1 protein-coding gene is annotated in these 729 nt (G+C 73.3%); it reads left to right on the top strand.

The window, feature by feature from the left end; translation table 11 throughout:
- Nucleotides 1-729 (top strand): polyketide synthase dehydratase domain-containing protein (locus IG05_RS43160; RefSeq protein WP_037815898.1); only part of this gene is annotated, 729 nt, incomplete at both ends.

The raw sequence follows: 729 nt of genomic DNA, 5'->3' as shown, positions 1-729 counted from the left end.
TGTCTACGAGCATCTGGAGGAGCTGGGTTACGCCTATGGTCCGGCGTTCCGCGGGCTGCGGCGGGCCTGGCTGGGCGAGGGCGAGGTGTTCGCCGAGGTGGCCCTCCCGGAGGCGCTGCGCGCCGAGGCGGGGCGTTACCTGCTGCACCCGGCACTGCTGGACGCCGCCCTGCACACACTGCTGCCCGGCGTCGTCGACGTGGCGGGCCGGGCCCGGCTGCCCTTCGCGTGGTCGGGTGTCACCCTCCACGCGGTGGGCGCCGCCTCGCTGCGTGTCCGCCTGACCGTGTCCGACCAGGAGGCCGAGACCCTGGAGGCCTCGCTGACGGTGGCCGACGGCACGGGTGCGCCGGTGGCGACCGTGGACGGTCTGACGTTGCGTCCGTTGTCCGCCGTCACCGGAGAGGACGTCACCGACCTCGCCGCCTCCGGCGTGACCGGACTGGTCCGCGTCGCCCAGACCGAACACCCCGGCCGCATCGTCCTGGCGGACCTCGAACCCGGAACCGACCTCGACACCCCGCGGATCCTCAGCAGCGGCGAACCCCAACTGGCCATACGCACCGGGACCATTCACGTCCCCCGCCTGACCCGCACAAGCACCGACCCCGCCACCGGAACCGGCACCGCACGCGCCGTCAACTGGGACCAGGGCACCATCCTGATCACCGGCGCCACCGGAACACTGGGCACGGTACTGGCCCGCCACCTGGTCACCACCCACGGCGC

This window comes from Streptomyces sp. NRRL S-1022 (assembly GCF_000720135.1).
Classification (GTDB): domain Bacteria; phylum Actinomycetota; class Actinomycetes; order Streptomycetales; family Streptomycetaceae; genus Streptomyces.
Note: the sequence above shows the minus strand (reverse complement) of the source record. Positions and strands in the feature narration are given on the sequence as shown.